Genomic DNA, 24,715 nt, shown 5'->3' on the forward strand with positions numbered 1-24,715 from the left:
AGCGTCACATCGGTGTGACAGTTTGTCGGTAGGCCCCGCCCCATGGAACAGATGAAACGTTATGCCGTCTATTATGCGCCCCGTGCGGGGGCTTTCGCCGATCAGGCCGCCGCTTGGCTGGGCTATGATGTGGCGACGGGCCGGGCTGTAGATCAGCCGGATGTGGGTGGTTTGGATGTGGCAAGCATCACCCAAGCGCCGCGCAAATACGGCTTTCACGGCACGATCCGCGCGCCATTTCGGGCTGTTGTCGGGCAGGAGGCGGTCGAGGATGCGGTGGCCGGTCTGGCGCGGCGTTTGGCCCCTTGCGTCTGCGAAGGCCTGGCCTTGGAAAACCTGCATGGGTTTTTGGCGCTGACGCCGGTGGGGGATGTCAGGGGTTTGCGCGCCTTGGCGGAGGAGGTGGTCATGGCCACCAATCCTTTGCGCGCGGCCCTGAATGCGGCGGAACTGGCCAAGCGTCGCCCGGAAAGCCTGACGCCGCGGCAGCGGGAATTGCTTGCGGAATGGGGCTATCCCTATGTGTTCGAGGAATTCCAGTTCCACCTGACCCTGACGGATCAGTTGCAGAACCCGGTGCAGGTTGCGCCGCTTGTGGCGGCGCATTTCGCCCCGGTTTTGCCCCTGCCCTTTGTGATCGAAGACCTGTGCCTGTTTGGCGAGGATGCGGTGGGCAAATTCCATCTGCTGCACCGCTATGCCCTGACCGGCTGAAGCGCGGCCAACAGCCGCGCGACGCCCCGTTCCAAGGGGCCGTCGTTGATCACCATATCGGCCTTGATCCCCGGCGGCAGGTCAAACCCCGCCCGTTCCAGCCTTGCGCGAATGTCGGCCGCAGTTTCGCGCCCACGTTCCGCCAACCGGGCCGCCAGCACGCTGACGGGGGCGGTGATCAGCACCACGCGCAGGCCGGGCAGGCGTTCCATCGCCAGCGCCAAACCGGCGCGGGAGCCGTTGAACAAAACTGTGCCGCCGCCGGAAAGCTGGGCCTTGGGGATGCCGTAATGCAGGCCATGCGCCCGCCAGTTCAGCGCGAAATCGCCCGCTTGGCGGCGGAGTTCAAATTCAGCCTCCGAACAGCCCTCATGCGGTTCACCGCCGGCGGTGTCGGGCCGGGTGATGACGCGGCGCACCAGCCGCAGGTCGGGCCGTTGCGCCAAGGCCCCCGCGATCAGCGTGTCCTTTCCAGCACCTGAGGGTCCGACAATGGCAAAGATCATGCGGCCAACCCCGGTGTGAAGCCTGTGACATCGACCAGCCTATCACAAACCTGGGCGCGGGCACCTTCGTCGTGAAAGATGCCAAGGATGGTCGCGCCACGGGCTTTCGCCTCGTCGATCAGCGCCAGAACCACCGCGCGGTTGGTGGCGTCAAGGCTGGCGGTGGGTTCATCCAGCAAGAGGGCGGGATAGGGATGGGCAAAGCCGCGGGCGATGTTGACGCGCTGTTGTTCGCCGCCGGAAAAGGTAGTGGGCGACAGGGACCAAAGCCGTTCGGGGATGTTGAGGCGGGTGAGCAGATCGGCGGCCCTTGCGCGGGCTGTGTCGGGGGGCGTGCCCAAGGCGAGCAGCGGTTCGGCCACGACATCAAGGGTGGGCACGCGGGGGACGACGCGAAGGAATTGGCTGACATAGCCAAGGGTTTCGCGGCGCAGGGTGATGATCTGGCGCGGGGTGCCTTGGGCCACATCCAGATGGCCGACAAGGATCTGGCCGCCGTTGGCAAGGTAGTTGCCATAGACCATGCGCATGAGGGTGGATTTTCCCGCGCCGGATTGGCCGGTGAGGCCGACACATTCGCCGGGGGCGACGGTGAGTCCGGCCCCCGCCATGACGGGCAGGACAGTGCCGCCCTGATTGTGCAGGGTGAAGGCTTTGGAGAGGTTGTCGATGTGGATCATGGCGCTAGACCTGCAACACGGATGACACGAGAAGCTGGGTGTAGCCATGCTGCGGATCGTCCAGCACTTGATCCGTCAGGCCCTGTTCGACGACAAAGCCACCCTTCATCACCATCAGCCGATGGGCCAGCAGGCGGACCACGGCCAGATCATGCGTGACGATGATCACCGAAAGGCCAAGGTCACGGACCAGCCCGCGCAGCAGGTCAAGCAGGCGGGCCTGCACCGAGACATCTAAACCGCCGGTGGGTTCATCCATGAAGACAAGGCGCGGGCCGGTCACCAGATTGCGGGCGATTTGCAGGCGTTGCTGCATGCCGCCGGAAAAGGCGCGGGGGCGGTCGTCGATGCGGTCGCCCGCGATTTCGACGCGGCCCAGCCAATCCAGCGCCTGGGCGCGAATGTCGCCATAATGGCGCGCGCCGACGGCCATGAGACGTTCACCGACATTGCCGCCCGCCGAAACCCCCATGCGCAGGCCGTCGCGGGGATTCTGGTGGACAAAGGCCCAGTCGGTGCGGGCAAGTTTGCGGCGCTCGGCCTCGGCCATGGACAGGGTGTTGCGGCCGTCATAGGTGATCTGGCCCCGGTCGGGGGTCAGATGCCCGGCGAGGCAGGACAGGAGGGTGGATTTGCCGGAACCGCTTTCGCCGACGATGCCCAGAACCTCACCCGGATATAAGTCAAAGGACACATCGGCGCAGCCGATGCGGGGGCCATAGGATTTTGTCAGGTTTTCGACACGGAACAGTGGGGTGTCGGGTTTGCTGAAGGCGTTCATGCGGCGGTCCCTTGTTGACGTTCGGCGCAGAAATCAGTGTCAGAGCAGACAAAGATCCGCCCGCCCTGATCATCGGTGATCACCTCATCCAGATAGCTGTGGATAGAGCCGCAGATGTTGCAGCCGTGATCGGCTTTGGTGGCGGTAAAGGGGTGGTCGTCGAAATCGAGCGAGACCACATCGGTATAGGGCGGCAGGGCATAGATGCGCTGTTCGCGACCTGCGCCAAACAGTTGGATGGCGGCGTTGCCACCGAGTTTCGGGTTGTCGAATTTGGGGATGGGGGATGGGTCCATCACATAGCGGCCCTCGACCCTCACCGGATAGGCATAGGAGGTGGCGATCTGGCCGTGGCGGGCGATGTCTTCGTAAAGCTTGACGTGCATCAGGCCGTATTCTTCCAGCTCATGCATCTTGCGGGTCTCGGTCTCACGCGGTTCGATAAAGCGGAGGGGTTCGGGGATGGGGACTTGATAGACGAGGATCTGGCCTTGGGTCAGGGCGGTTTCGGGGATGCGGTGGCGGGTTTGGATGAGGGTGGCCTCAGCGGTCTTTTCGGTGATGGCGACGCCTGCAGTGCGCTGAAAGAACTTGCGGATGGAGACGGCGTTGGTGGTGTCGTCGGAACCCTGGTCGATGACCTTGAGCCGGTCCTCTGGGGTCAGGCAGGCGGCGGTGACCTGCACACCGCCGGTGCCCCAGCCATAGGGCATGGGCATTTCGCGACTGGCAAAGGGCACCTGATAGCCGGGGATGGCGAGGGCCTTGAGGATGGCGCGTCGGATCATGCGCTTGGTTTGTTCATCGAGATAGGCGAAGTTGTAGGCTTGATCGGTCATGGTCGGATTTCCTCGGCCAGCCGGGCGAGGCAGCCGGGCAGGATGTCTTGGTTGGAAAAGCGGATGGTGCGGAAGTCGAGGGCGCGCAGATGGGCATCGCGGTGGTGGTCGGTTGTTGGGCTGTGGTGGCTGCCGTCGGCTTCGAGGATGAGGCGGTGGGCCGGGATGAGCAAGGCGGCGATATAGGGGCCGATGGGGGCTTGGCGGCGCACGGAAAGGCCCATGAAGCGATGGGCGCGCAGGTGATACCAGAGCAGGCGTTCGGCATCGGTCATGTTCTGGCGCAGTTCTCGCGCACGTGCTTTGTATAGCTCGCTTTGCTGCATCGGCCCCCTCACCCTGCCCCTCTCCCCCGAGGGGAGAGGGGAATGCGCCCGGTGGGGATCGTGGCGCAGAACTGGTAAGCGCGGGGTTAATGCTGGCCGCCGTTCGTCCGGTGCAACGCCATCCCCTCTCCCCCCGGGGGAGAGGGCTAGGGTGAGGGGGGAAGGTGCCACGATCATTCCGCCGCCTCGGCTATCGCCTCAGACCGCAGGCGACGGATGAGTTCCAACTCGGCCTGAAAATCCACGTAATGCGGCAGTTTGATGTGTTCCAGAAAGCCCGTCGCCTGCACATTGTCGCAATGGCTCAGCACGAATTCCTGATCCTGCGCCGGAGCGCCGATGAAATCCTCGCCCAGTTCCGCCCAACGCAGGGCGCGGTCGACCAGACTGACGGAAATCGCCTTGCGTTCGGACTGGCCCAGCACAAGGCCATAGCCGCGGGTGAATTGCGGGGGTTCGGTTTTTGAGCCGGTGAATTGGTTCACCGTTTCGCATTCAGTCAGTTCGATTTCACCAATCTCGACCGCAAAACCCAGTTCGGGGATGTTGACCGACACGCCGACCCGACCAATGCGCAATTCGCCGACGAAGGCATGGGTGCGGCCATAGCCGCGCTGGGTGGAATAGGCGAGGGACAGGACGAACCCTTCGTCCCCGCGCGTCAGCGCCTGTTGGCGCAGGGCGCGGTTGGCGGGGAGTTCCAAGGGTTCGCGGGTCAGATCGGGGGGCATTTCATCGGTCTGGGGTTCGGGTTGGATCAGCCCGCCCTGCGCCAAAAGCCCCGTCACATGCGGCACAGCCTCGCCACTGGCGGGGGCGGTGGGGGCGGTTGGCAGCTCGCCTTCGGCCATCAGTTTGAAGTCGAGCAGGCGGTGGGTGTAATCAAAAGTCGGCCCCAGGATTTGCCCCCCGGGCAGGTCTTTGAAGGTGGCGCTGATGCGACGATCCACCGCCATTTTGGCGGTTTCTACGGGGTTTGAGGCGGCAAAGCGCGGCAGGGTGGTGCGGTAGGCGCGGATCAGAAACACTGCCTCGATCAGATCGCCGCGCGATTGCTTGATCGCCAGCGCGGCGAGGTCGGGGTCGTAAAGTGAGCCTTCGGCCATGACCCGGTTCACCGACAGTTTCAACTGTTCGCGGATTTGCGGGACGGAGAGTTCGGCCACGGAAGGGTCGCCCCGGCGTTCCTCGGCGAGCCAAGCATGGGCGTTGTCGATGGCCTTTTCACCACCTTTGACGGCGACATACATCAGTTGTCCTCCACGCGGCTGGTGCGGGGCAAGGCGGCGAGCTGGTCACCGCTGGTCAGAATGAAATCCAGACCCAAGGGAAAAAGGGCGGCATTGGCGCGGAAGGCGGCGGTTTCGGGCAGGGACAGATGGGCGTGATGCTGGATGCCGGGTCCGGTGAGGCGGGGGCCTTGGTTTGAGAGGCTTTCCATCTCGACGATCAGGGTGGCGGAGCGGTCGGGATAGTCGGGCAGGCCTTGAGGGAAGCGGTCTATGGGTTGAAGGCTGCGCCAATCACCCAAGGCAAAGGCGGCCTTTTCTGCTGTGACCAGGGGCGCGCCGATGTGAAAGGCGATCCAGTCGCGCAGTTCTGCTGTGTCAGTCGCGCCTGCCAGATGCAGGGGGGTGGTGGTGTCGCAAAGCGTCAGCAGCGTGATGCCTGCGGCGGCGGAAATTCTGGGCGGGTTGGCCCCCGTGACGGTCAGGATCATGCCGGGACGGGCCATCGCTTCCGTCACGGCGCGGAAGGCATGCGCGGCATCGCGGGCGGGATCGGCGAAGCCGCCGGTGAGGGCGATGTTCATCAGTCTTCTCCTCGGACCATGGTGAAGAAATCGACCTTTGTTGCGGCGGCCTTGGTGGCGCGGGCGGTTTTCGCTAGGCCTGCCTCGGCGGCGAGAACATCCAGAACCTGCAACTGTGCATCGGCCGCGCCGCTTTGCAAAAGCGCGTCCAGCACGGCGGCGCGCTGGGCATGGGATTTGTCCCGGCCCTGCACCCAAGCATGGCCCACTTGGCCATCCGCCAGCACCACGCTGCACCGCGTCACGGTCATTTCGCCCAGATTGAAGGGCGCGCCCGTGCCACCGATGCGGCCCTGCACCATCACAGCACCGCATTCGGGGGCGCGCAGCACATCATGCGGTGGAAGGTTCGGGAACAGTTCGGCCAGCCTTGCGGCGGGCGCTTTGGCCAGCAGGGACATCCACCCTTTGCGTGCCAGATCGGGCTGTTCGGTCATTCTGTCCTCGACAACTTGCGGAGTTGTCTAAACCCCTATACAACTAGACAAGTGATAGGCTGAATCCGCGCGGGGCTCAACCTTTATCGCGTGAAACTTTGGTGACAGAGGCGTGCATGAGCCGTTCCCCGCTTTGGCGTTCGATTGCCGACAGTCTGCGTGGCGAGATTCTGGAGGGGCTTTATCCCCCCACAGCCAAACTCCCGACCGAGGCGGAACTGGCCAACCGTTTTGGCGTAAACCGGCACACCATCCGCCGTGCCCTTGCGGATCTGGCCGGAACTGGTCTGGTTCATGCCCGGCGCGGCGCTGGTGTCTTCATCACCGCCAAACCCGCCGAATATGCTATCGGCCGCCGGGTTCGATTTCACCAGAACCTCGCCGCTCAAGGCCGATTGCCCTCGCGCCGTTTCACCCGCATGGAAACTCGCCCGGCCAAGGATAAAGAGGCCAAGGCCCTTGGGCTGGGTCAAGGGGCCGCCGTTCATGTCGTCGAAGGTGTCTCGCTGGCCGACGGTGTGCCCTTGGCCTCGTTCCGATCCGTGTTTCCCGCCGATCACTTGCCGGGTCTTTTGGCCCATCTGCAAATGACAGGGTCGATTACGGCAGCTCTTGGGGCTGAAGGTGTCGCTGACTACACGCGCGCGGAAACCCGCGTCACAGCAAAATTGGCCGACGCCCTTTTGGCCAACGCTTTGCAACTGGTCCAAGGCGCGCCCATTTTGCGGACGGTGGCGATAAACATCGGCAGCGATGGTCGCACAGTGGAATATGGCACGACTTGGTTCGCCGGAGATCGCATCAGTTTGATGGTCACTGAGCCCTTGCTGTCGGCCGGAACTTGGGTGAAATGAATGCAGAGCCTTGGTCTGTCACCAAGGTGCCCACGCCACTGCATTGGTTCCAAGCGCTTTCGCTACCCGCCGCCCGGGCATAGTCCAATGTCCGCTTCCGACGATTGCTTGGTGGCGTCGTTGCCTTGTGCGGAGGGCAGAAAAGAAACGCAAGCTTCAGCCTCTTCAGCAGCCAACGCAACAACCAATTTATCAAGACAAGTTTTTCAACAACATGGACAGACCTCTGCCCCAAAGGGACATCTAACTGTCCTTTTTCAGGTTTTGTTTGGTGGAGCCAGGGAGGATCGAACTCCCGACCTCTTGAATGCCATTCAAGCGCTCTCCCATCTGAGCTATGACCCCACCGGGCCGTTGGGCGGCGATCTTTTGTCGCCCTTGGGTGTGCGTGTCTCTAGTCAAAGCCTAGGGGGCGTGCAAGCGGAAAAAGCACATTTCCCCCCGGCTTTTTTTGGATGGGCCAATGGCCCATCCACGGCAATCAGACGTCTTCGCCGTCGGCCGGCACGTCGGCCAAATCGTCCAGCGAAACGTTGTCGTCCGCGTCGTCTTCCAGCAACTCATCGTCCAGATCGGCGTCGTCGCCGGCCGTGGCTTCCAGCAGATCATCATCGGTGTCCAGATCGTCCACCAGAACATCATCCCGTTCCGGAACGGTGCGCGAGATAACGGCAGCGGCCAGCTTGCGGCGGGCACTTTCAATATCGACGATCTCGCCCGTATAGGGGCTGACGACAGGCGTGCGGTTCAGGTCGTAAAAGCGCTTGCCGGTCGTCGGGCAGATACGCTTGGTTCCCCATTCAGGATTGGGCATGTCGAATCCCCGTGATTTCGGTAACAGGCGCGCCCCTTGCCATAGGCTGGGGGCACTGTCAAAGGCCTTCTTGTGGCCGGGGGGCAGATGGCTATGCTGGCGACAGTTTTCAAGGGGGAAAGATGCCCGCACTGCCCGGCCTGCCCGATGTGGATGTGACCCTGCGCCGGACGGCTCGCGCGCGGCGTTTCTCGCTGCGGGTTGGGCAAGCCGATGGTCGGGTGACGCTGACCATGCCGCTGCGGGCGCGGGAAAGCGACGCCTTGGGCTTTCTGCGCGCGCAAGAGGATTGGCTGCGGCGGGCCCTGTCACGGGTCGCCACGGGCCAGATCGTCACGCTGGGAGCTGTCTTGCCCTATCAGGGACAGCGCCTGACACTTGCCACCGGCCCCGGCCGTTCCGTGCGGATCGACGGGGACCTGCTTTTGGTGCCCGGCGATGCCGCACGCGTTGGGGCGCGTGTGCGGGCCTGGGCCATGGTTCAGGCCAGGGATCGGCTGGCCGAGGCTTCGGATCGCTATGCGGCCATGCTGGGGCGCGGCTACACCAGCCTTGCGCTGCGCGACACCCGCTCGCGTTGGGGGTCCTGCACCATCGACGGACGGCTGATGTATTCTTGGCGGCTGATTCTCGCGCCCGCCGAAGTGCTGGACTATGTCGCAGCGCATGAGGTCGCGCATCTGGACCAGATGAACCATTCCCCGGCCTTCTGGGCGGTGGTGGATCGCCTTTACCCGGGATGGGAAGCCCCAAGACGCTGGCTCAAGACGCATGGCTCCGGCCTGCATGCCTGGCAGTTCACCATATGAACGCGCCTCGCCCTTCTGATCAGGCGGCGGCCCACGAACGGCTGTATCGTACTCTGCGGACGCAGGTGATGCACGGCGAATTGGCCCCCGGTCAGGCCCTGACCTTGCGGGGCTTGGGCAAGCAATATGGCGTGTCGATGACCCCCGTGCGCGAGGCCGTGCGGCGATTGGTGGCCGAGGGGGCGCTGACCATGTCCTCCTCGGGGCGGGTCAGCACGCCGGCGTTGACGCCGGATCGAATTGAGGAACTCGCCTCGATCCGCGCGCTGCTGGAACCAGAACTCGCCAGCCGCGCCCTGCCACGGGCGCATTTCGCGCTGATCGACCGGCTGGCGGCCATCAATACGGCCAATGCCGAGGCGGTGGCCAAGGGCGATGCGGTGGCCTATGTCCGCACCAATCTTGAATTTCACCGCACGCTTTATCTACGCGCCCAGTCGCCCGCGATGCTGGCGATTCTGGAGACAGTCTGGCTTCAATTGGGGCCAACGATGCGGGCCTTATATGCGCGTCTGCGTCGGAACGAGCCGCCCCAGCACCATCGTCTGATCTTGGCCGCTCTGCGCGCTGGGGATGAGGCGGGGCTGCGGCTCGCGGTGCGGACCGATGTGACGCAGGGCTTGCGGCATCTGGCCAGTTGACTTGCATCAAGGCAAAGCGTGCACGGCGCGTGCAACCTTCCCGGTACGAAAGGGGAGGGTGGGGCGATGGAGGAACGGATCAGAAACTTCCTGCGGCATCGGCGCGAAGAGCGGCAGGCCGTTGTCGATCTTGGGCAGGCCATGGCAAAGGAAGGTCTGAGCCGCGGTCTGTTGAAAGCATTGGTCTGCGCATCACCGGATGTTCCTGACCGCCTTGCGGCGATGGCGCGGGCCGAGGGGATCAGCATGTCGCGCCTGCGGCAAGATGCGTCCGATTATGCGGCAAGGCTGGCGGCGTGTGCCGGCTGTCCGATGGGGCCGGCCTGCGCGCTGGCCTTGTCACGGAAACAGGTTCCGGCGCTGTCCTTACGGCAGGCCTGCCCGAACGCCCGACGCTGGCCCACCTGACCCTTCCGTTTCGCCGCGTTTCCGCCTAGCCTTGCGGTCAAATTCAGCGAGGGAACAGAGCCATGACCTTTCACATCGGGGCAAAACCGGGCGATATTGCCGAAACCGTGCTGCTGCCGGGCGACCCCTACCGGGCCCGCTGGGCGGCGCAGAAGTATCTGGAAAACCCGGTGCTGGTGAACGAGGTGCGCGGGATGCTGGGCTTTACCGGCACCTACAAGGGCAACCGCGTCACGATTCACGGGTCCGGCATGGGCATGCCCTCGCTGTCGATCTACGCCAATGAACTGATCAAAGATTACGGCGCGCAGACCTTGATCCGCATCGGTTCGGCCGGGGCCATGCAGGAAAACGTCAAGGTGCGGGATGTGGTGCTGGCCCAGGCGGCGTCGACGGCGGGGTCGCCGTCGCGGCTGATCTTGCGGGAAATGAACTATGCGCCGGTCGCTGACTTCGGGTTGCTATCGGCGGCGCATCGGGTGGCTTTGGCACGGGAAGTGCCGGTGCATGTCGGCGGGATTTATTCGTCAGATGTCTTCTATGACGAACGCCCCGACCTGAACAAGGAACTGACCCGCCACGGCACCCTCTGCGTCGAAATGGAAGCGGCAGAGCTTTACACGCTGGCCGCGCGCTATGGCCGTCGGGCGCTGGCGATCCTGACGATCAGCGACCATCTGATCACGGGCGAGGCCCTGCCCGCCGACCAGCGCGAGACGAGTTTTGGCGCAATGGTGGAAATCGCGCTGGAAGCGGCGTTTGCCTGAAACAGCAACCGTATCAAGGAGGCATCGAGCCTCCTTGATACGGCGGGGGCTATCCGCCCCCACGGGCCTACGGCCCTCCCCTGAGGATATTTTTGAAGAGCAGATTTGAAGGCCAAAAGGCGAAGGCTTTGCCCCTGATGCGGGCTTGACCAGACCGATTCGTGGGGGTCTATTGCCTGCCCCCAAGGAAAAGGATGGATCTTATGCAGCAACGACAACTGGGCGCGGATGGCCCGATGGTTTCGGCGATCGGCTTGGGCTGTTTGTCCTTTGGCGGAATTTTCGGGGCGACGGACAGCAACGCAAGTCTTCGGGCGATGGATCAGGCCTGGGATCAGGGGATTACCCTTTTTGACACGGCGAATGTCTACGGCATGGGCATTTCCGAAAGCGTCATTGGCGAATGGATGCGCACGCGCGGCCATCGCCCTGTTCTGGCGACGAAAGCGGCTTTCGTGAACGGGCCGCCGCGGCGGGTGGACAATTCGGCGGCGCATTTGCGGGCGGAATTGGAAGGATCCTTGCGGCGTCTGGGGGTGGATCATGTCGATCTGTTCTATGCCCATCGCCGTGACCCGGCCTGCCCACCCGAGGAACTGGCCGAGACCATGGCGGCCCTGATCCGCGAGGGGAAAATTGGCGGCTATGGCCTGTCGGAAATTTCGCCCGGCACTCTGCGTCGCGCCCATACGGTGCATCCCGTCCGCGCGGTGCAGAACGAATATTCGCTTTGGACCCGGCAGCCGGAACTGGGGCTGATCGCGGCCTGCGCGGAACTGGGCGTGGCCTTCGTGCCGTTTTCACCCTTGGCGCGGGGGGCCTTGGGACGCGACGCCTTTGATGTGGCGGTTTTGGAACCCGGTGACTTCCGCCTGTCCATTCCGCGCTTTCAGGGCCGGGATTGGGCGCTGAACCAGCAGCGGCTGGACGGCTTCCGCACCTTGGCAGCGGCGCGGGGCGTTTCGGTTCCGGCGCTGGCCTTGGCTTGGGTGTTGGCACAGGGGGATCATTTGATTCCCATACCGGGCACGCGCATCGCAGCACATGTTGCAGATTGGGATGGGGCGGATCGGCTGAACCTGACAGGGGAAGATCGCGCCGAGATCGAGCGTTTGCTGCCAAGGGGCTGGGCGCATGGCGACCGTTACAGCGACGATCAGGCGCGGACCGTGGAACGCTATTCCTGACCCGTCAGCCGGTCGGCCACGCGCCGCGCCGCATGGCCCTTTTCAAGGGGCCTTGCGGACCACAGGCGCAATGGGGGCTTCACCGGCAGGCGCAAGGCAAAAGGCGCAACAAGTCGTCCGCTTTCCAGATGCGGAGCGACGAGGGGGTGGTGGCCGATCAGAACGCCCGCGCCGTTCAGCGCCTCTTCCAGTGCCAGCGCATAAAGCGAAAAGATCGGGCCGCGTGGGGTGATCCTTGTGTTTGCGGCGGCCAGCCAGCGGGGCCAGTCCTGATCCCAAGCGGAATCCGTCAGGCAAGGAACATGCGCCAGATCATCGGGGCTTTGCAGGCGCGGGGCCAGCGACGGGGCGCAGACGGGATAGATCACATCGGAGGCAATCACCTGCCCCGGCCCGTCGCTGAAGAACAGGCACAGGTCATGCGGGCTGCGCTTCAGGTTCGGCGGGGCCTCCATCGCGGTGATGGAAATGGCAATGTCGGGGGCAAGGCTGCGCAGAGCGGGCAGGCGGGGCGAGAGCCAAAGCTGGGCGATGGCAGGCAGGGTCGCGATATGGACGGCGCGCGGGGCGGCGCTGGACCACAGGGCGCGGGTGGCCAGACCCAAAGCGTCGAAAGCGGCGGTAAAGGCGGCCAAGGTTTCGGCCCCCAGCGCCGTCAGTTCAACGCCGCGCGGTTGGCGGGTGAAAAGGGGGGCGCCCAAGTCCGCCTCAAGCCCCTTGATCAGCGCAGTCACGGCCCCCGGCGTCACGCCGAGTTCGCTGGCGGCGGCGGCAAAACTGCCCAAGCGCCCGGCGGATTCAAAAGCACGCAGGGCACGCAAAGGCGGCAGTTTTGGGATGGGGGGTGAGACGGGCATTTGACCCTCAGAATTTCTGACCCTAATTTTTCGCAAAACTGATTTGTGCGCAAGAGGGCCGAGCACCATGCTGATCCAAACCGGAAAGGACAAACCATGCCGCATCTTGCCCCCCGCCTTTGGGTAACCGCCCCCGTCGAAGCCTATGTTCAGCGTCTGGCCCAAGGGCCGCTGACAGCGGAGCGGGTGGAGGCGCTGATCCGCGCGAACAGCGACATCCACGACCACGCCTGTTTCAACCTGAACCCGGCGACGAATGTGATGAATCCCCGAGCCGAGGCGGCGCTATCGGGGGGATTGGGCAGCCGTCCATCCTTGGGCTATCCGGGTGATAAATATGAAATGGGGCTGGAGGCGATCGAAGAGATCGAGGTGATTTGCGCCGAACTGGCGGCACAGGTGTTCAACGCGAAATTCGCCGAGGTGCGGGTGGCGTCCGGGGCTTTGGCAAATCTTTATGGGTTTATGGCGCTTGCGAAGCCCGGCGATGCGATCATCGCGCCGCCGGGCACCGTGGGCGGGCATGTGACGCACCACAAGGCGGGCTGTGCGGGGCTGTATGGCCTGATCACGCATGACGCGCCGATTGATGCCGATGGCTATACTTTTGACATTCCGGCGCTGCGGGCCTTGGCGCAGAAAGTCCGGCCCAAGATCATCACAGTGGGGGGCAGTTTGAACCTGTTCCCGCATCCGGTGGCCGAGGTGCGCGCGATTGCCGATGAGGTGGGGGCGATGGTGCTGTTCGATGCCGCCCATCAATGCGGGATGATCGCGGGCGGGGCTTGGCCGAACCCCTTGGAACAGGGGGCGCATCTGATGACGATGAGCACCTATAAATCCTTGGGCGGCCCGGCGGGCGGCTTGATCGTGACGAATGACGCGGACATTGCCGAACGCTTGGATGCGATTGCCTTTCCGGGGCTGACGGCGAATTTTGATGCCGGGCGGGTGGCGGGTTTGGCGATTGCGCTGATGGATTGGGTGGCTTTTGGGCCGGATTATGCCAAGGCGATGGTCGATCTGGCGCAGGCCTTGGCGCGGGAATTGACGGCTTTGGGCCTGCCAGTGTTTGGGGCCGACAAGGGCGGCACGCGGAGCCATCAGTTTGCGATTGAGGCGGCAGGCTTTGGCGGGGGGCAGGCGGCGTCGAAAACTTTGCGCAAGGCCGGGTTTCTGGCCTGCGGCATTGGTCTGCCGATTGCGCCTGTTCCGGGGGATCTGAACGGGCTGCGGATCGGCACGCCGGAATTGGTGCGGCGGGGGGTGACGCCGGCGGATGCCCCGGCCTTGGCGGCGCTGATGGCGGAAGGGCTGCGGTCGAATGCGCCCGAAGGGGTGGCGGCGCGGACGCGGGCCTTGCGGGAAACCTTCCAAGGGATGCATTATGTGCTGAGCTAGGAGGGCCTATGGGGCGCGAGGCCGAGGGGCATTGCCAGTGGAACGGCCATGATGGCGTGACCCGCGCCATCCTTGAGCGGGAAGCCTTGATCCTGCGGGGAGAGGTCAAGGGGCGGATCGCCCGCGAGGCCTTATTGGGTTGGGGGCGTGACGGCGGGATGCTTTCGCTGCAAACGACGTTGGGGCCTGTGACCTTGGCGTTGGGGGAAAAAGAGGCCGAGGCCTGGGTGAGGGCCTTGGACAAGCCTTTGCCATCGTTGGCGGAAAGGCTGGGGCTTGGTCCCGGCTGTGCGGTTTTGGGCGTGGGGCTGCCCGATGCGGTGGTCTTGCCCGAACCGACGGTGCCTTTGGATCAGGCGCGGCTTTTGCTGGCCCCTTTGCAAGGTGCCGATGATCTGGCGCGGTTGCTGGGTGTGTTACCGGGTTTGACGGTGCCCGTCTGGTGCCTGCATCGCAAGGGCAAGGGGGCTGATCCTTCCGATGCGACCATCCGTGTGGCGATGCGGGGGGCTGGGTGGATGGATACCAAGGTGAGCGCGGTGGACGATATCTGGACAGCCAGCCGCTATAACCCGCCGAAAGCCTGACCCCCGTTGCCAGTCGCGATACCTTGGGTCACTATCGGGGCACAGGGGAGAATATTATGCGCAAGTTCCTTGTCGTGCTGGACGACACCCGCGAATGCCTGAATGCCATGCGCTTTGCCGCGATGCGGGCGGCCCATACCGGCGGGGGGGTTCAGATCCTGTCGATCATCCCGCCCGACGAATTTCGAACCTGGATCGGGATTGCCGATCTGATGCGGGCCGAGGCGCGGGAGCGGATTGAGGCGCATTTCGAGGTTTTTGCGAAATGGATGCGGGACAAGCAGGGGGTCAACCCCGAGCTGGTGGTGCGGGAAGGCGATCCGTTGGCCGAAATTCTGGCTCAGGTGCGGGATGATTCCGACATCGGCGTTCTGGTGCTGGGTGCAGGGTCGGACAAGTCGGGCCCCGGCCCGCTGGTGACGCAACTGTCGCGCAGTGCAGGAACGCTGCCGATTCCGTTGACCATTGTGCCGGGGGATATGAGCAAGGAGCGGCTGGAGGCGATTACCTGATCGATCTAGACGGGCTTTTTCGCCTCGGTTGCGGCTTTCATACGGGCCAGCAGTTCTTGTTTCGAAAGGCGGCCGCCGGGGGGCTTGGCCTTGCCGGAGGGTTTGCCCTCTTGGTGGCGGGTGGGATTTTTGGCGGTCTTGGGGCCGCCCGATTTGCTGTAGTCCATGGTGAACCCTTCCGTATGTCTTTCGGGCCTCATGCGCCATTTGGCGGGCTGGGGCAAGGCGGCGTGATGGACGGGCGTTTGATGCGGGGTGGGGGGTGGACCAAGCCACCCCCGTGCCAATCAGCGCGTGAACTTCTTATGCTTGACCCGTTTCGGTTCGATCGAATCCGGGCCCAGGCGGCGGACCTTGTCTTCTTCATAGGCCTCAAAGTTGCCCTCGAACCATTCGACATGGGCGTCGCCTTCGAAGGCGAGAATATGGGTGCAAAGCCGGTCGAGGAAGAAGCGGTCGTGGCTGATGATGATGGCGCAGCCGGCGAATTCTTCGATGGCGGCTTCCAGGGCTTGCAAGGTTTCGACGTCGAGATCGTTGGTCGGTTCGTCAAGCAAGAGGACGTTGCCGCCCGAGCGCAGAAGTTTCGCCATATGCACGCGGTTGCGTTCACCGCCGGACAGGAGGCCCACCTTTTTCTGTTGATCGCCGCCCTTGAAGTTGAAGGCCCCGCAATAGGCGCGGGAGTTCATTTCAAAGTCGCCTAAGTGGATCACCTCCAACCCTTCGGAGATTTCTTCCCAGACGGTCTTGTTCGGATCCAGTGCGTCGCGCGATTGGTCGACATAGGAAAGCTGCACGGTATCGCCCAGGACAATCGTGCCCTCATCTGGCTTTTCCTGCCCGGTGATCATGCGGAACAGGGTTGATTTCCCTGCACCGTTCGGCCCGATGACGCCGACAATGCCGCCCGGCGGGATGGTGAAGGACAGGTCTTCGATCAAGAGCTTGTCGCCCATATGCTTTTTCAGCCCCGTCACCTCGATCACCTTGCCGCCCAGCCGTTCGCCGTTCGGGATGATGATCTGCGCCGTTGTCGCGCGTTCGCGCACCGTCTGGCCGGCCATTTCGTTGTATTTGGCGATCCGGGCCTTGGATTTCGCCTGACGGGCCTTGGCCCCGGCGCGGATCCATTCCAGTTCCTTTTCCAGAACCTTTTGCTTGGCCTTGTCCTCACGCGCCTCTTGCATGATGCGTTTGGCTTTTTGGTCGAGCCAAGAGGAATAGTTGCCCTCGTAGGGGATGCCCCGGCCGCGCTCCAGTTCCAGAATCCAGCTGGTGATTTCATCCAGGAAATAGCGGTCGTGGGTCACGATCAGGATCGTGCCTTCATAGTCGATCAGGTGCTGTTGCAGCCAGGCGATGGATTCAGCGTCCAAGTGGTTGGTCGGTTCGTCCAAAAGCAGCATGTCGGGCTTTTCCAGCAGCAGCTTGCACAAAGCCACGCGGCGGCGTTCGCCGCCCGACAGGTTTTCCACATTGGCATCATCGGGCGGGCAGCGCAGGGCCTCGAGCGCGATGTCGATCTGGCTGTCGAGGTCCCAAAGGTTCTCGGCATCAATCTGGTCTTGCAGGGCGGCCATTTCTTCGGCGGTTTCGTCCGAATAGTTCATGGCGAGTTCGTTATAGCGGTCGAGTTTCGCCTGTTTCGCGGCGACGCCCAGCTTGACATTGCCGCGCACGTCGAGCGCAGGATCCAGGTTCGGCTCCTGCGGCAGATAGCCGACGGTGGCGCCTTTGGCGGCCCAAGCCTCACCCTGAAAGTCTTTGTCGATTCCGGCCATGATGCGCATCAGGGTGGATTTCCCCGAGCCGTTGACACCAACCACGCCGATCTTGACGCCGGGAAGGAAGTTCAACTTGATGTTTTCAAAGCATTTCTTGCCACCGGGATAGGTTTTGGAAACGCCGTCCATGTGATAGACGTATTGATAGCTGGCCATCGGGGCACTCCGGGGGAGGGAATTTTGGCTTCAGATAGGGGAAATGGGGGGCGGGGGCAATCGTTCAAGTGCTGCGGCCAAGGCCTCACGCAGTTTGGCCCCGCGATGAGGGTTGGCCTGTTCGGCCCAAGTGATGCGGCCTGACAACTGCGCCAGAAAGGCCGGGTCTTGGCGGCGGGGATCGTCCGGGCAGGTCAGGTGATGGATGGTGGCCTTGAGGCGGTCATACTGATCGCGGGGCAGGTTCAGGTGCCGATTGACGGTCAGGCCCGTGACCGTCTGGCGCTGATGGGCGGGCATGATGCGGGTCTTTGAGAGGTTCAGTCGAAAGCCGGTTTCGGTGATGATGTGGGGCAGGGCATCGAGAAGGACGGGGGCGATGCGGCGGTCGCCGGAAAAGGTCAGATCATCGGCATAGCGGGTGTATTGGGCGTTCACGCTCCGGGCGAGGCCGGCGAGGCGGAGATCAAGGAACCAAGCGGCCAGATTGGCCAGCGCGGGGGATGTGGGGGCACCCTGGGGCAAGTGGCGTGCGGCGAAGAGTTCGGCCCCGGCGAGATGGGGTGTCTTGTGAACCTCGGTCGGGGTGATGGCGGTGGTCAGGCCCGCCAAGGGGCGGGCGATGGTGGCAGGATAGCCCATGGTGCGAAACAGGCCATAGACGCGGGCGATGGTGATGCTGGCAAAGAAATGGCGGAGGTCAAAGCGGAGGACGATCTGTTCGCCCGCATGGGCGCGTGCGGCGGTGAGGACAGAATGGCCGGGGCGAAAGCCATGGGCGGCGGGGTGGGGTGGGACGTGGTTCAAAAGGCCGGTCAGGATGCGGCGCTGGAGGCGTTTCAGGAAAGGTCTTGGCTCTTCGATCAGGCGGAGGGTGCCATCGGATTTGGGGATCAGATGTTGGCGGTAATGGCTACCAAATTCCGGGTGGGAGCGGGCGGAAAGGCCACGAAGGTCGGCAAAGCGGGTCAGTTGATCCTCGGTCAGGCCAAGCCAGAAGGCGAGGTCGGGGATCGTTTCCATGACGGGGATCGCGGGGATATGCAATGCCGGGTTTGGCCGGAAATGGGGTGGGTTCAGGTCAGGGCTTGGCGGGCGGGTTTGTTGCCGCGCAAGGGTGGCGAGCCGGGCGGCGGTGGTGGTTTGGCCAAGGGCCTTGGCTATCTGCTGGGCGTCGGGGGCGGTTGTGCCGGGAAAGTCTTTGATCAGGCGGTTCGCCAGCCGGTTGGCTTGTCGGTTCAAGGGGGGCGGAAGATAGGATCGGAGGCAGGCCGCCAGAAGGGGCTGGTCCCAAGGCTGATTGGCCAGCCGATGGGCCAAGGGCAGCAAGACGTGCAAGGAGAGCATCGGCGCGGGTTCAACCTTTCCTGTCCTGCGTGGAAAGCTCTGGGTAAGGCCCAGGGAGTTCCACGCGTCGAATGTTCCAACTGGGATCGTCTGGCCGGGGAAGCCCCGGCCCTGTGGATCGCTCCACCCCTTGAACCCGCGCCTTGGTTCAACCTTAGGGGGCGATCTGGGCCAAGGGAAGGGGTCAGGTTTTCCTGACTTATGAACGTCGTTCATTTTTTGCGAGAAGGGGGCATCGGAACAGGGAGAGACAAAATGTTCAGCAACACTTCGTTCGGCTTTGGGGAATGGTTCGTGGCTTTGGTTCTGGGGTTTGGCTTTCTGGCTAGCGCGGGGCTGGTCTGATGCGGGGGGCCTTGCTGCTGGCGCTGATGGTGGCGGGGCCAGTTGCGGTTCCGGCTGCGGCGCGGAATTATGAAGTGCTGGGGAACCTTGAGGCGACGGTGAACCCCGGCTGCATTGCGGCGGCGGGGGCCGATGCGGGGCTGTCGCCGCCGGATCTGGGGCTGGGTGTTCTGGCCTGTGCAAAGGCGGGGCAGATGGAGCGGGCGCTGGATCTGTATATCTTGATGCAGCTGCGGGCGGAATTCGACAAGAAGCGGGTGGTGGACAAGACCGCTTGGCAGGCGGAGGATGTGCTTTCCTCCTCCGTGGCGCAGTCGATGGGGACGAAACGGCGCAAGGCGTTGGAGGCGGAGTTCGAGGCCTTTGGCGGGGATGGGTCGGCCCGGCACAAGGCCTTTTGTGCGGGGCAGAAAAAGGCGGGGGCCCCGAGCCATTCGCCGCGATGGATGGTTGCACATGGGATGGGGGCTGTCATAGGTGACAAGGGGCAGGGCGACGGGACGCGGGCAGGGTTCAAACCCAACTCGGCGTGGTCGCGGCTGTTGAAGGACTATCTGCATTGCGGGGGGTGACCCGCCGCGCGGGATCAGGTGATGCGTCAGGGCTTTCCCCCGGCATGTCGGGGCATGGTGATCGGGCTTTTGGGCGGATCGTTCGATCCGGCCCATGAGGGGCATGTGCTGATCACGACCGAGGCGCTGAAGCGGATGGGGCTGGATCAGGTCTGGTGGCTGGTGACGCCGGGCAATCCTTTGAAGGCGCGGCAACCGGCCCCCTTGGCGGAACGGATTGCGTTCGGGAAAAAAGTGATGCGGCATCCGAAGGTGCGGGTGACGGGGTTGGAGGCGGCTTTGGGGACGCGGTTTACGGCCGCGACGATAGCGCGGTTGCAGGCGATCTATCCGGGGGTGCGGTTTGTCTGGCTGATGGGGGCGGACAATCTGGTGCAGCTCCACCGTTGGGACCGCTGGCAAGAGATTTTGCGGCGGGTGCCGGTGGGCATTCTGGCGCGGCCCGGTTGGGGCACGCGGGCGCGGCTGTCGAAAGCGGCGCAGGTTTTCCGGGGGGCACGGGTGGGGCGGGGCGAGCATCTGGCACATGCTGTGGCCCCGGCCTGGGTTTTCGTGAACTTGCCGATGAACGACGCCTCGTCCAGCGCGATCCGGGCGCGGGGGGAATGGGGCTTGAAAGGCACGGCCAAGCCGGGCATCGACAAGGCATGAGCGAGTCGTTTCACTGGACAAGGCGCGGGGCGCTGGGGCTTTTGCTGGCCGGTTTGGGGCAGGCGGCCCTGGCCGAGGCTCCGCCGAATTCTTTCCCGCCACGGCGCAGGGGCGACGGGGGGCGGGAGCGGACGCCGCCGCCGGGCGATGCGTCAGGGCTGATTGCGAAGGCCGATCTGGGGGGGACGGTCAGCTATCTGGTGGTGGATACAGCGACGGGGATGGTGTTGGAGGGTGGCGGCACGGAAACGGCGCTGCCGCCAGCGAGCACGGCGAAGGCCGCGACAGCCTTTTACGCGCTGGAACGGCTGGGGCCGGATTTCCGCTTTGTGACGAAGGTTCTGGCGACGGGGCCTTTGGCGAATGGCATCGTGCAGGGCGATCTGGTGCTGCTGGGTGGGGGCGATCCGACGCTGCAAACCGATCAGCTGGGCGATCTGGTGGCGCGGTTGGGGACGCTGGGCCTGCGGGGGGTGACGGGGCGGTTCCTGTTTGACGACAGCACCTTGCCAAGGCTGGAGCGGATTGACGGGGGGCAGCCGGATCAGGTGGGCTATAACCCGGCGCTTTCGGGACTGAACCTGAACTTCAACCGGGTTTACTTTGAATGGAAGCGGGAAGGCGATGGCTATCGCGTGACGATGGATGGTCGCGGCGAACGTTTCATGCCGCAGGTCAGTCTGGCGCGGATGCAGGTGGCGCAGCGGGAGGCGCCACTGTTCACCTATGACCGTTCGGGCGCGGTGGAGGATTGGACCGTCGCCAGTGCCGCCTTGGGAAAGGGGGGCAGCCGCTGGCTGCCGGTGCGGCAGCCGGGGCTTTACGCGGCAGAGGTCTTCCGCGAATTGGCGGCAGCGCAGGGGATTCGGTTGCCCGCGCCCGAGGCGGGGCTGGCCCCTGCGGATGGAAAAGAGCTGGACCGGGTGGAAAGCGAAGCGCTGCCCGAATTGCTGCGCGACATGCTGCGGTTTTCGACCAATCTGACGGCGGAAGTGGTGGGGCTGCGGGCGAGCGGGGCCGCCGGGCTGGCAGGTTCGGCGCAGGCTATGAATGATTGGCTGAAGATGTATGCCGGCGTGGATCTGGCGCTGGTGGATCATTCTGGCCTTGGCGGGGCCAGCCGTGTGACGGTGGGCGCGATGGTGGCGCTGATGCAAAAGGCGCGGGGGGCAGATGGGGCCGCCAAGCTGTTGCCCGGCATTCTGCGTGATTTCGGGATGCGGGACGCCAAGGGCAAGGCGATCAAGGGGCATCCGGTGCGGGTGCCCTCGAAAACCGGGACGCTGAATTTCGTGTCGGGGCTGGTGGGCTATGTCGAGCCGCCTTCGGGTCGGGTGCTGAGTTTTGCGATTTATGCCGCGGATACCGAACGGCGGGACGCTTTGGCGCTGGAAGACCGCGAAGCCCCCCCGGGTGGGGCCGCTTGGGTGAAACGGGCGCGGCTGCTGGAGGCAAGGTTGGTGGAACGTTGGGTGGGAGTTTATGGCTAGTGCGCTTGAATTGTCCGGTATTTTACCGTACATTTCGGACGTGGAGGCTGTGATGACCCAAACCAAGACCCGTTCCGAACGGATCGAAGCCCGGACGACAGCCGATACGCTGGCGATTGTGCGACGTGCGGCTGAAATTCAGGGGCGTTCGATCAGCGAATTCGTGATGTCGGCTGCCGAAGAGGCCGCGCGGAAAGCGGTTGAGGACGATAGGCTGATCCGTTTGACCGAGGCTGAGCAGGCGCGATTTGTCGAAGCTTTGCTGAACCCCAAGGCCCCGGCCCCGGCGATGCAGCGCGCGTTTGAGCATCGCCGCCGGTTGACGGGCGGGCTTTGACGGCCCCGCGCTTTCGAATTCTGCCCCTTGACGGGCGGGATCGGTCTGGATTCGATTGCGCCAGTCCAGCTTTGAACCGGTATTTTCAGACTCAGGTCACCCAAGACATGCGCCGCCGCTTGGCGGCCTGCACGATTGCAGTTGATGCGGTGACGGACAGCATTGCCGGATTTTACACGCTGTCGGCCGCAGACATCTTGCTGACAGACCTGCCCGCCGCGTTGGTCAAACGCTTGCCAAGATACCCAAACCTGCCTGCGGCCCGTTTAGGACGGCTGGCGGTGGATCGTCGGTTCAAGGGGCAGAAACTGGGATCGGCGTTGTTGGCCGATGCCGTCTTGCGGGCGGCAGAGAGTGAGGTGGCGGTGTTTGCGATGGTGGTCGAGGCGAAGGATGCCCAGGCTGAAGCCTTTTACCTTCACCACGGGTTTGAAGCTTATGGGTCAATGCCGGGGCGGTTGATGGCCCCGCTGGCCGGTCTGTTGCCCAGCAGCTGATTCACATCCTGACATGCCGCACGCGGCTGCCCCATTCGATGGCGGCGGCGTGGAGGCGGTCGATGGCGAGTTCTTCGCGCACTTCCTCGAGCATCCGCAGTTCCATGTCGCGCAAGGAAGGCTCGGCGCTGGCCACGTCGCAGGCAAGGGCATAGGCGGTTTCGTAGAATTTTTCCGGCAGGGCGTTGCGGATCAGGCCGAAGAGGGCGGCGAGGCCATCCTCCTCCTCGAACAGATCAAAGACGGTCTGGGCGATGCGGCGCAGGCGGTCGGCGTCATAGTCGTGAAACACCGGCAAATGGTTCACGATCCGCTGGATGGCGACCAGTTCCGAGGTGCGAATTTGTTCGTCCGAGGCGGAAACCGCAATCATCACGGCAACCAGCGCATCCTGCGGCGACATCGGGGGGGCAGTTTCGACCACGTTCATCCTCGTCTTTCTGTTCCTTTCAGAATATTGACGCGAGGGCCGCCCTTCAATAGGACGGGCCGCTTTTTCCTGTTTGCTAAGGATAGACCCATGAACGCCCTGCGTGATGCCGCGATGAAATCGAAAGCCTGGCCCTTTGAAGAGGCCCGCGCCCTGTTGAAACGGGCCGAGGCGGCAGCGGCGAAAAAGGGCTATGTGCTGTTTGAAACCGGCTATGGGCCGTCGGGTCTGCCGCATATCGGCACCTTTGGGGAAGTGGCCCGCACCACAATGATCCGCCGGGCGTTTGAGGTGATCAGCGACATTCCGACGCGGCTGATCTGTTTTTCCGACGATCTGGACGGGATGCGGAAGGTGCCGGACAATGTGCCGAATGGCGACATGCTGCGGGAAAACCTGCAACGGCCGCTGACATCTGTCCCCGATCCCTTCGGTGAATTTGACAGCTTTGGCGCGCATAACAATGCGATGCTGCGGCGGTTTCTGGACACGTTCGGCTTTCAGTACGATTTCATCAGCGCGACGGAATTCTATCGTTCCGGTCAGTTTGACGACACTTTGCGTCTGGCCTGCGAACGCTATGACGGGATCATGAACATCATGCTGGCGTCGCTGCGGGAAGAGCGGCAGCAAACCTATTCCTGTTTCCTGCCGATCCATCCCGAAACAGGGCGGGTGCTTTATGTGCCGATCAAACATGTGGATGCTAAAGCGGCGACGGTGACCTTTGACGATGAGGATGGCCGGGAGTGGGTTCTGCCGGTGACGGGTGGAAACGTGAAGCTGCAATGGAAGCCTGACTTTGGGGCGCGCTGGGCGGCCTTGGGGGTGGACTTTGAAATGTATGGCAAGGACCATTCGACGAACACGCCGATCTATGACGGGATTTGCGAGGTTCTGGGGGGGCAGAAGCCGAACCATTTCAGCTATGAGCTGTTCCTGGACGAGAATGGGCAAAAGATTTCCAAGTCAAAGGGCAATGGCCTGACGATTGACGAATGGCTGACCTATGCGGCGACGGAAAGCCTGTCGTATTTCATGTATCAAAAGCCGAAGACGGCGAAACGGATGCATTTCGATGTGATCCCGAAGGCGGTGGATGAGTATCACCAGCAACTGCGCGCTTTTGCCGGGCAGGATGCCGAGGGGCAGGTCAACAACCCGGTGTGGCACATCCATGGGGGGCAGCCGCCGGAAAGCAAAATGGTGGTGCCGTTTTCGATGCTGCTGAATCTGGCCTCGGTGGCTGGGGCGAAGGATGCCAAGGGGCTGTGGGGGTTCATCAAGCGTTATGCGCCGGATGGGTCCCCTGAGGCGAACCCTGATCTGGATGCTGCGGCGGGCTTTGCGGTGCGCTATTTCGCCGACAAGATCGCGCCGACGCGGACTTTCCGGCTGCCCAGCGACAAGGAACGGGCGGCGCTGGAGGATCTGGTGGCGCGGCTGCGGGTGTGGGATGGCGGGCTGGACGCCGAAGCGTTGCAGACGATGGTCTTTGCGGTGGGCACGGAACACGGGTTCGAGCCGCTGCGCGACTGGTTCACGGCGCTGTATGAGGTGCTGTTGGGGGCGTCGCAGGGGCCGCGCTTTGGCGGTTTCATCGCGCTTTATGGTGTCGAGGAAACCATCGCGCTGATCGAACGGGCGCTGAGGGGCGAATTGGCGGGCTGAGGCCCGGCTATTTTGAAACCAATCGGCGCGTGGATCCGTATCCCTGTCATATGGGACAGGAGGGGACCATGCGCCGTATTCTTCTGATGACATGTTTGCTGGTGGGGATGGCCGGGTCGGTCTTGGCGCAGGACGCCGCCGAAGTGCCGATCCAGAAGGTGATCCGCGACCAGATCAGCGCCTTGCAGGCGGATGATTTTGGGCAGGCCTTCACCTATGCCTCGCCGATGATCAAAGGCATTTTCGGCACGCCTGAGAATTTCGGGAAAATGGTGCGCGAAGGCTATCCGATGGTCTGGCGACCTTCATCGGTGCAGATGCTGGAGTTGCGCGAAGTGGCGGGTGGGCTGTGGCAGCGGGTTCTGGTGACCGATGCGCAGGGGCGGGGGCATGTGCTGGAGTATCAGATGGTGGAAACGCCGGAGGGCTGGCAGATCAACGCCGTGCAGCTTTTGCCGGCGCCGGGCACGGGGGCCTGAGGGCTGTTGCAAGCGCCAGC

At 63.5% G+C, this 24,715-nt stretch carries 31 protein-coding genes and 1 tRNA gene; 17 read left to right on the plus strand and 15 right to left on the minus strand.

The window, feature by feature from the left end; genetic code table 11:
• Positions 1 to 42 precede the first annotated feature (42 nt).
• Positions 43 to 714 carry a DUF1045 domain-containing protein gene (locus IE095_RS07720; RefSeq protein ID WP_189411053.1) on the plus strand — a complete coding sequence of 224 codons (672 nt, stop codon included), beginning with the start codon at positions 43 to 45 and terminating at the stop codon, positions 712 to 714.
• Here IE095_RS07720 and phnN read toward each other — a convergent pair.
• From phnN to phnG, 8 genes are read right to left on the minus strand one after another with little or no spacing between them, the layout of a single operon-like run.
• Positions 696 to 1,220, minus strand: a complete 525-nt coding sequence (gene phnN / locus IE095_RS07725; protein WP_189411054.1) for a phosphonate metabolism protein/1,5-bisphosphokinase (PRPP-forming) PhnN — start codon at positions 1,218 to 1,220, stop codon at positions 696 to 698. The two genes, IE095_RS07720 and phnN, sit on opposite strands and share 19 nt — an antisense overlap.
• On the minus strand, positions 1,217 to 1,900 hold the full coding sequence (gene phnL / locus IE095_RS07730; RefSeq protein ID WP_189411055.1) for a phosphonate C-P lyase system protein PhnL: 684 nt from the start codon (positions 1,898 to 1,900) through the stop codon (positions 1,217 to 1,219). Before phnL ends, phnN begins: the two co-directional genes overlap by 4 nt.
• Positions 1,901 to 1,904: 4 nt before the next feature.
• A complete protein-coding gene (phnK, locus tag IE095_RS07735) occupies positions 1,905 to 2,681 on the minus strand; it encodes a phosphonate C-P lyase system protein PhnK (protein ID WP_189411056.1) in 777 nt (258 codons plus the stop codon).
• Positions 2,678 to 3,520, minus strand: a complete 843-nt coding sequence (locus tag IE095_RS07740) for an alpha-D-ribose 1-methylphosphonate 5-phosphate C-P-lyase PhnJ (protein ID WP_189411057.1) — start codon at positions 3,518 to 3,520, stop codon at positions 2,678 to 2,680. The genes phnK and IE095_RS07740 overlap by 4 nt, the downstream gene beginning before the upstream one ends.
• Complete coding sequence (locus IE095_RS07745; RefSeq protein WP_308428880.1) at positions 3,517 to 4,023, minus strand: endonuclease domain-containing protein; 507 nt, start codon at positions 4,021 to 4,023, stop codon at positions 3,517 to 3,519. Before IE095_RS07745 ends, IE095_RS07740 begins: the two co-directional genes overlap by 4 nt.
• Entirely contained in the window at positions 4,020 to 5,096 is a 1,077-nt protein-coding gene (locus IE095_RS07750) for a carbon-phosphorus lyase complex subunit (protein ID WP_189411059.1), read from the minus strand. Before IE095_RS07750 ends, IE095_RS07745 begins: the two co-directional genes overlap by 4 nt.
• Positions 5,096 to 5,659, minus strand: coding sequence for a phosphonate C-P lyase system protein PhnH (phnH, locus tag IE095_RS07755; protein WP_189411060.1), 564 nt, complete (start codon positions 5,657 to 5,659; stop codon positions 5,096 to 5,098). The genes IE095_RS07750 and phnH overlap by 1 nt, the downstream gene beginning before the upstream one ends.
• Positions 5,659 to 6,096, minus strand: a complete 438-nt coding sequence (gene phnG, locus IE095_RS07760) for a phosphonate C-P lyase system protein PhnG (protein WP_189411061.1) — start codon at positions 6,094 to 6,096, stop codon at positions 5,659 to 5,661. The genes phnH and phnG overlap by 1 nt, the downstream gene beginning before the upstream one ends.
• A 116-nt stretch (positions 6,097 to 6,212) precedes the next feature.
• On the opposite strand from phnG, the gene phnF reads away from it, so the two are divergent.
• Entirely contained in the window at positions 6,213 to 6,950 is a 738-nt protein-coding gene (gene phnF / locus IE095_RS07765; protein WP_189411062.1) for a phosphonate metabolism transcriptional regulator PhnF, read from the plus strand.
• Between the two features lie 269 nt (positions 6,951 to 7,219).
• Here the strand turns inward: phnF and IE095_RS07770 are convergent.
• Together IE095_RS07770 and IE095_RS07775 are read right to left on the minus strand one after the other, a co-directional pair.
• Positions 7,220 to 7,295, minus strand: a tRNA-Ala gene (locus tag IE095_RS07770).
• A 136-nt stretch (positions 7,296 to 7,431) separates the two neighbouring features.
• Positions 7,432 to 7,764, minus strand: a complete 333-nt coding sequence (locus IE095_RS07775) for a TIGR02300 family protein (RefSeq protein WP_189411063.1) — start codon at positions 7,762 to 7,764, stop codon at positions 7,432 to 7,434.
• A 122-nt stretch (positions 7,765 to 7,886) separates the two neighbouring features.
• Between IE095_RS07775 and IE095_RS07780 the strand changes: the two genes are divergently transcribed.
• The 5 genes from IE095_RS07780 (at position 7,887) to IE095_RS07800 (ending at position 11,576) form a co-directional block, all read left to right on the plus strand.
• Positions 7,887 to 8,573: a M48 family metallopeptidase gene (locus tag IE095_RS07780; protein WP_189411064.1), complete on the plus strand. Its 687-nt coding sequence runs from the start codon at positions 7,887 to 7,889 to the stop codon at positions 8,571 to 8,573.
• Positions 8,570 to 9,214, plus strand: coding sequence for a GntR family transcriptional regulator (locus IE095_RS07785; protein WP_189411065.1), 645 nt, complete (start codon positions 8,570 to 8,572; stop codon positions 9,212 to 9,214). Before IE095_RS07780 ends, IE095_RS07785 begins: the two co-directional genes overlap by 4 nt.
• Positions 9,215 to 9,280: 66 nt before the next feature.
• Positions 9,281 to 9,622 carry a hypothetical protein gene (locus IE095_RS07790; protein ID WP_189411066.1) on the plus strand — a complete coding sequence of 114 codons (342 nt, stop codon included), beginning with the start codon at positions 9,281 to 9,283 and terminating at the stop codon, positions 9,620 to 9,622.
• A gap of 62 nt (positions 9,623 to 9,684) precedes the next feature.
• Positions 9,685 to 10,389: a purine-nucleoside phosphorylase gene (gene deoD, locus IE095_RS07795; protein ID WP_189411067.1), complete on the plus strand. Its 705-nt coding sequence runs from the start codon at positions 9,685 to 9,687 to the stop codon at positions 10,387 to 10,389.
• A gap of 203 nt (positions 10,390 to 10,592) precedes the next feature.
• Entirely contained in the window at positions 10,593 to 11,576 is a 984-nt protein-coding gene (locus tag IE095_RS07800; RefSeq protein ID WP_189411068.1) for an aldo/keto reductase, read from the plus strand.
• On the opposite strand, the gene IE095_RS07805 is transcribed toward IE095_RS07800, so the two are convergent.
• Positions 11,567 to 12,433 (minus strand): LysR family transcriptional regulator, encoded by an 867-nt coding sequence (locus IE095_RS07805; RefSeq protein ID WP_189411069.1) that lies wholly within the window; start codon positions 12,431 to 12,433, stop codon positions 11,567 to 11,569. The genes IE095_RS07800 and IE095_RS07805 overlap by 10 nt on opposite strands.
• Before the next feature lie 96 nt (positions 12,434 to 12,529).
• On the opposite strand from IE095_RS07805, the gene glyA reads away from it, so the two are divergent.
• The 3 genes from glyA to IE095_RS07820 are packed head-to-tail and all read left to right on the plus strand — an operon-like array spanning position 12,530 to position 14,933.
• A complete protein-coding gene (gene glyA, locus IE095_RS07810) occupies positions 12,530 to 13,834 on the plus strand; it encodes a serine hydroxymethyltransferase (protein WP_189411070.1) in 1,305 nt (434 codons plus the stop codon).
• An 8-nt stretch (positions 13,835 to 13,842) separates the two neighbouring features.
• A complete protein-coding gene (locus IE095_RS07815) occupies positions 13,843 to 14,421 on the plus strand; it encodes a hypothetical protein (RefSeq protein WP_189411071.1) in 579 nt (192 codons plus the stop codon).
• 56 nt (positions 14,422 to 14,477) lie between these two features.
• Positions 14,478 to 14,933 (plus strand): universal stress protein, encoded by a 456-nt coding sequence (locus tag IE095_RS07820; RefSeq protein WP_189411072.1) that lies wholly within the window; start codon positions 14,478 to 14,480, stop codon positions 14,931 to 14,933.
• 5 nt (positions 14,934 to 14,938) lie between these two features.
• On the opposite strand, the gene IE095_RS07825 is transcribed toward IE095_RS07820, so the two are convergent.
• The 3 genes from IE095_RS07825 to IE095_RS07835 all read right to left on the minus strand — a co-directional run bounded on the left by IE095_RS07825 (position 14,939) and on the right by IE095_RS07835 (position 18,223).
• Entirely contained in the window at positions 14,939 to 15,100 is a 162-nt protein-coding gene (locus tag IE095_RS07825) for a hypothetical protein (protein ID WP_189411073.1), read from the minus strand.
• 120 nt (positions 15,101 to 15,220) lie between these two features.
• Positions 15,221 to 16,876 (minus strand): energy-dependent translational throttle protein EttA, encoded by a 1,656-nt coding sequence (gene ettA, locus IE095_RS07830; RefSeq protein WP_189411074.1) that lies wholly within the window; start codon positions 16,874 to 16,876, stop codon positions 15,221 to 15,223.
• Positions 16,877 to 16,906: 30 nt separating this feature from the next.
• Positions 16,907 to 18,223: a reverse transcriptase family protein gene (locus IE095_RS07835; protein WP_189411075.1), complete on the minus strand. Its 1,317-nt coding sequence runs from the start codon at positions 18,221 to 18,223 to the stop codon at positions 16,907 to 16,909.
• Positions 18,224 to 18,567: 344 nt separating this feature from the next.
• Between IE095_RS07835 and IE095_RS07840 the strand changes: the two genes are divergently transcribed.
• From IE095_RS07840 to IE095_RS07860, 5 genes are all read left to right on the plus strand, one after another.
• The gene (locus tag IE095_RS07840; RefSeq protein WP_189411076.1) at positions 18,568 to 19,140 is read left to right on the plus strand and encodes a hypothetical protein; all 573 of its coding nucleotides are present in this window, start codon (positions 18,568 to 18,570) and stop codon (positions 19,138 to 19,140) included.
• 21 nt (positions 19,141 to 19,161) lie between these two features.
• Positions 19,162 to 19,791, plus strand: coding sequence for a nicotinate-nucleotide adenylyltransferase (locus IE095_RS07845; protein ID WP_189411077.1), 630 nt, complete (start codon positions 19,162 to 19,164; stop codon positions 19,789 to 19,791).
• The gene (gene dacB, locus IE095_RS07850; RefSeq protein ID WP_189411078.1) at positions 19,788 to 21,281 is read left to right on the plus strand and encodes a D-alanyl-D-alanine carboxypeptidase/D-alanyl-D-alanine endopeptidase; all 1,494 of its coding nucleotides are present in this window, start codon (positions 19,788 to 19,790) and stop codon (positions 21,279 to 21,281) included. Before IE095_RS07845 ends, dacB begins: the two co-directional genes overlap by 4 nt.
• Before the next feature lie 52 nt (positions 21,282 to 21,333).
• Positions 21,334 to 21,618 (plus strand): type II toxin-antitoxin system TacA family antitoxin, encoded by a 285-nt coding sequence (locus IE095_RS07855; protein ID WP_189411079.1) that lies wholly within the window; start codon positions 21,334 to 21,336, stop codon positions 21,616 to 21,618.
• A 71-nt stretch (positions 21,619 to 21,689) separates the two neighbouring features.
• Positions 21,690 to 22,115 (plus strand): GNAT family N-acetyltransferase, encoded by a 426-nt coding sequence (locus tag IE095_RS07860; protein ID WP_229804626.1) that lies wholly within the window; start codon positions 21,690 to 21,692, stop codon positions 22,113 to 22,115.
• A gap of 1 nt (position 22,116) precedes the next feature.
• On the opposite strand, the gene IE095_RS07865 is transcribed toward IE095_RS07860, so the two are convergent.
• The gene (locus IE095_RS07865) at positions 22,117 to 22,545 is read right to left on the minus strand and encodes a tellurite resistance TerB family protein (RefSeq protein ID WP_189411081.1); all 429 of its coding nucleotides are present in this window, start codon (positions 22,543 to 22,545) and stop codon (positions 22,117 to 22,119) included.
• A 90-nt stretch (positions 22,546 to 22,635) separates the two neighbouring features.
• Between IE095_RS07865 and IE095_RS07870 the strand changes: the two genes are divergently transcribed.
• Positions 22,636 to 24,216, plus strand: a complete 1,581-nt coding sequence (locus IE095_RS07870; RefSeq protein WP_189411082.1) for a lysine--tRNA ligase — start codon at positions 22,636 to 22,638, stop codon at positions 24,214 to 24,216.
• Positions 24,217 to 24,284: 68 nt separating this feature from the next.
• Positions 24,285 to 24,695, plus strand: a complete 411-nt coding sequence (locus IE095_RS07875; RefSeq protein ID WP_189411083.1) for a DUF4864 domain-containing protein — start codon at positions 24,285 to 24,287, stop codon at positions 24,693 to 24,695.
• The last annotated feature ends 20 nt before the right edge of the window (positions 24,696 to 24,715 follow it).

The organism is Neogemmobacter tilapiae (assembly GCF_014652215.1).
GTDB lineage: Bacteria > Pseudomonadota > Alphaproteobacteria > Rhodobacterales > Rhodobacteraceae > Neogemmobacter > Neogemmobacter tilapiae.